The following is a 5,496-nucleotide window of genomic DNA, read 5'->3' as shown; positions in this document are numbered from 1 at the left end:
CGTCAATCCCCCACCACAAAATCACCGCCCCAGATACACTTCTATCACCTGCTCGTTGGCCTGCACTTCACGCAGCGAACCCTCCGCCAGCACTTGCCCCTGGTGCAACACCGTCACGTGGTCGGCAATGGTTTCGACAAAGCCCATATCGTGCTCCACCACCATCAGCGAATGCTTCCCCGCCAGCCCGCGAAACAGCTCGGCGGTGTATTCCGTTTCCGCATCCGTCATGCCTGCAGCGGGTTCATCGAGCAGCAGCAAATGAGGTTCCTGCACCAACAACATGCCGATTTCAAGAAACTGCTTTTGCCCGTGTGAAAGCAACCCAGCTTTACGATTTCGTTCCGCGCCAAGGCGCAAAGTCGCCAGCATTTCGTCGATGCGGTCACGCTGTTCAGAATTGAGTTTTGCCCGCAGGCTCGCCCAGACTGATTTATCGGCTTTCTGGGCAATCTCCAGGTTCTCAAACACCGTCAGCGCTTCAAACACAGTCGGTTTCTGAAATTTGCGACCAATGCCGCATTTGGCAATATCCGCAGGTTCTAAACGCATTAAATCGGTGGATTGATCGTAAAAAGCTCTGCCGCTTTGCGGTTTGGTTTTGCCGGTGATCACATCCATCAGCGTGGTTTTCCCGGCTCCGTTTGGGCCAATCACGCAGCGCAACTCGCCCACGCCGATATTGAGCGACAAGTCCGTCAGCGCTTTGAAACCGTCAAAACTGACGTTGATATTCTCCAGCATCAGCACCGGGTCGGTCTGGTCGCGGAAGCGGTCAGCTTCATGCTGACGGGTAAAGAGCGGTTCGCCGGGTTGCATTATTTTTCTCCTTTACGCAGCAGGCCAATCACGCCACGCGGTAAAAACAGCGTCACAACGATGAAAATCAGGCCGAGGAACAGTTGCCAGTACTCCGGCACCGCCATGGTGAAATAGCTTTTTGCACCATTCACCAGACCAGCACCCAGGATCGGGCCGATCAATGTGCCGCGCCCACCGAGTGCCACCCAAATTGCCGCTTCAATGGAATTGGTCGGCGACATTTCTCCGGGGTTAATAATCCCCACCTGTGGGACATACAGCGCCCCCGCCAGCCCGCACAATACGGCAGATAACGTCCATACCAGCAGCTTGAAACCTTTCGGATCATACCCGCAGAACACCAGGCGATTTTCTGCATCACGCACCGCCGTCAACACGCGGCCAAACTTGCTGCGCGCAAGAGCAAAACCCATCCCCAGACTTGCCATCAGGAGCAAAACAGTGGCGATAAACAGCCCGATGCGTGTGCCTGTCGCGGTGATCGGCATACCTAAAATCGTGGTGAACCCGGTAAAACCGTTGTTGCCGCCAAAGCCGGTTTCATTGCGGAAAAACAGCAGCATGCCCGCATAGGTCAGCGCCTGGGTCATAATCGAAAAATAGACACCTTTGATTTTTGAGCGGAATGCAAAAAAGCCAAACACCAGCGCAAGCAGCCCCGGCACCAGCACAATCAGCGCCAATGCCCAGGCAAAATGCTCAGTGCCCCACCAGAACCATGGCAACTCATCCCAGGATAAAAACGACATAAAAGCAGGAAGCCCGTCGCCTGCGGCCTGGCGCATCAGATACATTCCCATCGCGTAGCCGCCAAGGGCGAAGAAAATGCCGTGCCCGAGGGAAAGTAGCCCGGCATATCCCCACACCAAATCCAGCGCCACGGCGACGATGGCATAGCAGAGAATTTTGCCGACCAATGTGAGCGTATAAGTGGACAGATTCAGCGGGTGGCTGGCTGGTAATAGCGTTAAGAACGGCAATGTCAGCATCAGCACCACAATCAGAGAACCCAGCGCCATAGAGAGGCGCGGCGCTTTGCGGGCGAGCGTTAACGTTAGCGGCTGGCTCATCAATCAATAACCCTCCCTTTCAGGGCGAACAGGCCTTGCGGGCGCTTCTGGATAAACAGAATAATCAGCACAAGGATGAGAATTTTGCCCAGCACCGCACCAATTTGCGGCTCCAGTATTTTGTTAAAGATACCCAGCCCGAAGGCGGCGGCCACGGTTCCCGCCAGTTGCCCAACGCCGCCGAGCACCACCACCAGGAAGGAGTCGATGATGTAGCCTTGCCCCAGTTCCGGGCCGACGTTGCCGAGCTGCGAAAGCGCCACACCGCCAAGCCCGGCAATGCCAGAACCAAGGCCAAACGCCAGCATATCCACGCGCCCGGTTGGCACTCCGCAGCAGGCGGCCATGGCGCGGTTTTGCGTCACGGCTCGCACATTCATGCCAAGACGCGTTTTGTTGAGCAGTAACCAGGTAAACAGCAGCACCAGCATCACAAAACCGATCACCACGAGGCGGTTCCACGGCAGAATCAGGTTCGGCAACACCTGCACACCACCCGACAGCCACGCCGGGTTGGCGACTTCCATGTTTTGCGCGCCAAACACCATACGCACAATTTGAATCAGCATCAGGCTGATGCCCCAGGTTGCCAGCAGCGTTTCGAGCGGGCGACCATACAGATGACGAATAATCGTGCGTTCCAGCGCCATACCGATTCCGGCAGTGATAGCAAACGCCACGGGCAGCGCCACTATCGGGTAAAACGTCAGCCAGGCCGGGGCGTAGTGCTGGAAAGCGCTCTGCACCAGCCAGGCGGAATACGCGCCGAGCATCAGCATTTCGCCATGTGCCATATTAATCACGCCGAGCAAACCGTAGGTAATCGCCAGCCCGAGTGCGGCTAACAGCAAAATGGACCCCAGCGAAAGCCCCATAAACGCCTGGCCGAGAATGTCGCCCAGGATTAAACGATGCTGGATTTTTTGCAGCCCTTCCGCTGCGGCTTTGCGCACCGGCTCGTTAGATTCGATTTGCGGATCGGTAAGCGGTTTGAGCAACGCCTGGGTATCAGGGGCCGAGGAATGGCTGAGTAACTCCACCGCGTTCAGGCGCACTTTTGCGTCGGTGCTGGCGAGTTGCAGTTGTGCCAGCACGCCTTCAAGCGCATGGCGGACATTTTCATCAGGCTCAGCTTTTAGCCGTTGCTGCACAAGCGGCAGCAAATCAGGCTGTACGTCGCGTTGCAGCGCTTTTGCCGCTTGCAACCGCTCAGTGACGTTGTCACTTATCAGGCGATGACTGGCGAGCGCGCTGCCCGCAAGAATGCGTAAGCGGTTAGTCAGGCGGACTTTTTTATCGTTAATAACCAGATTTTCTTGCGCCAGAGCGTTGAGTAACGGTAAACGTTTTGCGTCCGGTGCCGCCGCCCAGGTTTGCAGCATTTTCGCCTGTTGCGCGCGGTTCGCCGCGGCAAAATCCTCAGCGTCTCCGGCATGAGCGAAACACGGCAGCAGCCAGAATGCGATTAACAGGCAGCGAAATAGTTTCATGATGGCTCCTGGATTTATGGTGGATGACGCTGCGCTTATCCACCCTACAAAGGCTTTTGTAGGTCGGGTAAGCGTTAGCGTCACCCGACACTGTTTTTGCTTTAGTTACTCGCCATTTTCACAGGCTCGTCAGATTTTTTATCGTTGCCGGTAATGAACGGACTCCACGGCTGGGCGCGTACCGGAGCATCGGTCTGCCACACCACGTTGAACTGGCCGTTCCCTTCAATTTCACCAATCATCACCGGCTTATGCAGATGGTGATTGGTGGCGTCCATAGTCAGCGTAAAACCAGACGGTGCCTTGTAGGTTTGCCCCGCCATCGCCGCGCGAACTTTGTCCACATCTGTAGTCCCCGCTTTCTCAACCGCCTGCGCCCACATATGGATACCGACGTACGTCGCTTCCATCGGGTCGTTGGTCACAACCGTATCGGCATTCGGCAGCTTGTGAGCTTTGGCATACGCTTTCCATTCGGCGACAAACGCTTTGTTGGTCGGGTTATCCACCGACTCAAAGTAGTTCCACGCCGCCAGGTTGCCGACTAACGGTTTGGTGTCGATACCGCGCAACTCTTCTTCGCCGACCGAGAACGCCACCACCGGAACATCGGTCGCTTTCAGGCCCTGGTTTGCCAGTTCTTTGTAGAACGGCACGTTGGAGTCACCATTAATGGTGGAGATAACCGCGGTTTTGCCGCCTGCGGAGAACTTCTTGATATTGGAAACAATGGTCTGGTAATCGCTGTAACCAAACGGCGTATATACCTCTTCGATATCTTTATCCTGCACGCCTTTGGAATGCAGGAACGCGCGCAGAATTTTGTTGGTGGTGCGCGGATAAACGTAATCCGTGCCCAGCAGGAAGTAGCGTTTCGCCGCCCCGCCGTCCTCGCTCATCAGGTATTCCACCGCCGGAATCGCCTGCTGATTCGGCGCCGCCCCGGTATAGAACACGTTTGGCGACATCTCTTCGCCTTCATACTGCACCGGGTAGAACAGCAGCCCGTTCAGCTCTTCAAACACTGGCAACACCGACTTGCGTGAGACTGATGTCCAACAGCCGAACACCACTGCCGCTTTGTCCTGGCTCAGTAACTGGCGGGCTTTTTCAGCGAACAACGGCCAGTTTGAGGCCGGATCAACCACCACCGGTTCCAGTTGCTTGCCCAGCACGCCGCCTTTGGCGTTGATGTCGGCGATGGTCATCAGCGCCACATCTTTGAGCGGCGTTTCAGAAATCGCCATCGTGCCGGAAAGCGAATGCATGATGCCCACTTTGATGGTGTCGGCGGCCTGAGCGCTAAAGGCCAAACCCATGCTGATAACGGACGCTGAGAGCGCAAAGGCTTTAATAAAGGTGCGACGCTGCATAATGTTTCACTCCAAAAGTATTAAGGTAAAACCCCATGCTTCGCCTGATGAAGCATATGGAGAGTAATTTGACGAACCTCTTTCTGACTTGCGGCGATATGGTCGTGTAAGCGGGTTTGCGCCTCCTGAAGTTGACGGTTCAAAATAGCGAGCAAAATCTGCCCATGCTCGAGATAAGTCGCACTAACGCGAGGCCGTTGGGTAAAATCCAGCCGCCGCACAATGCGAATTTTTTCAGTAATGTCCCGGTGAACTCGCGCCATTTCCGGGTTTCCCGCCGCTTCTACCAGCGTCATGTGGAAAACCTCGTCGTGGCTGGCGACTTCCCCGCCATCGGGTAGCGGTGCGGAATCTATCCAGAACTGCTTGAGCGCCTGTAACGGCAGCGGGCGCACTTCGGCGGGTAACGCACACAGCCGTTTCACCGCCTCAAGCTCCAGCACAATGCGCAGATCGTAGAGCGACTCGAGATAGTCGAAGTCCACCGCTTTTATCTGCCAACCGCTGCGCGGCTGCACCTCGACATAGCCTTCTTGTTCAAGGGCATACAACGCCTGACGCACCGGTGTTCGGCTGGCAGCCATGCGTAGCGCGATATCGTTTTCGCTAAAGCGATCGCCCGGCAGCAGCTGGAAATCGAAGATTTCCTGTTTCAGTAAGCGGTAGATACGCTCGGCAACGCCCTCGGTTTTTTTCATACCCTCACCCTAACCCTCTCCCACGGGAGAGGGGATTGACCGG

Annotated in this window: 5 protein-coding genes; all 5 read right to left on the bottom strand. The window is 55.9% G+C overall.

The features are described from left to right. Positions 1 to 21: 21 nt before the first annotated feature. A complete protein-coding gene (gene urtD / locus GBAG_RS09255) occupies positions 22 to 819 on the bottom strand; it encodes an urea ABC transporter ATP-binding protein UrtD (protein WP_034495297.1) in 798 nt (265 codons plus the stop codon). Continuing rightward, positions 819 to 1,892 carry an urea ABC transporter permease subunit UrtC gene (gene urtC, locus GBAG_RS09250; protein WP_034495296.1) on the bottom strand — a complete coding sequence of 358 codons (1,074 nt, stop codon included), beginning with the start codon at positions 1,890 to 1,892 and terminating at the stop codon, positions 819 to 821. The genes urtD and urtC overlap by 1 nt, the downstream gene beginning before the upstream one ends. Beyond that, positions 1,892 to 3,400 carry an urea ABC transporter permease subunit UrtB gene (gene urtB / locus GBAG_RS09245; RefSeq protein WP_425591295.1) on the bottom strand — a complete coding sequence of 503 codons (1,509 nt, stop codon included), beginning with the start codon at positions 3,398 to 3,400 and terminating at the stop codon, positions 1,892 to 1,894. Before urtB ends, urtC begins: the two co-directional genes overlap by 1 nt. A gap of 83 nt (positions 3,401 to 3,483) precedes the next feature. Next, positions 3,484 to 4,755, bottom strand: coding sequence for an urea ABC transporter substrate-binding protein (urtA, locus tag GBAG_RS09240; protein WP_034495292.1), 1,272 nt, complete (start codon positions 4,753 to 4,755; stop codon positions 3,484 to 3,486). Positions 4,756 to 4,775: 20 nt separating this feature from the next. Then, positions 4,776 to 5,453 carry a GntR family transcriptional regulator gene (locus GBAG_RS09235; protein WP_034495290.1) on the bottom strand — a complete coding sequence of 226 codons (678 nt, stop codon included), beginning with the start codon at positions 5,451 to 5,453 and terminating at the stop codon, positions 4,776 to 4,778. Positions 5,454 to 5,496: the final 43 nt, after the last annotated feature.

It is taken from the genome of Buttiauxella agrestis ATCC 33320 (assembly GCF_000735355.1).
GTDB classification, from domain to species: domain Bacteria; phylum Pseudomonadota; class Gammaproteobacteria; order Enterobacterales; family Enterobacteriaceae; genus Buttiauxella; species Buttiauxella agrestis.
Note: the sequence above shows the minus strand (reverse complement) of the source record. Positions and strands in the feature narration are given on the sequence as shown.

What these genes read in the sequence shown, in the direction of transcription:
- urtD (WP_034495297.1), bottom strand. Translation starts at nt 819, where the DNA reads ATGCAACCCGGCGAACCGCTCTTTACCCGTCAGCATGAAGCTGACCGC.
- urtC (WP_034495296.1), bottom strand. Translation starts at nt 1,892, where the DNA reads ATGAGCCAGCCGCTAACGTTAACGCTCGCCCGCAAAGCGCCGCGCCTC.
- urtA (WP_034495292.1), bottom strand. Translation starts at nt 4,755, where the DNA reads ATGCAGCGTCGCACCTTTATTAAAGCCTTTGCGCTCTCAGCGTCCGTT.
- GBAG_RS09235 (WP_034495290.1), bottom strand. Translation starts at nt 5,453, where the DNA reads ATGAAAAAAACCGAGGGCGTTGCCGAGCGTATCTACCGCTTACTGAAA.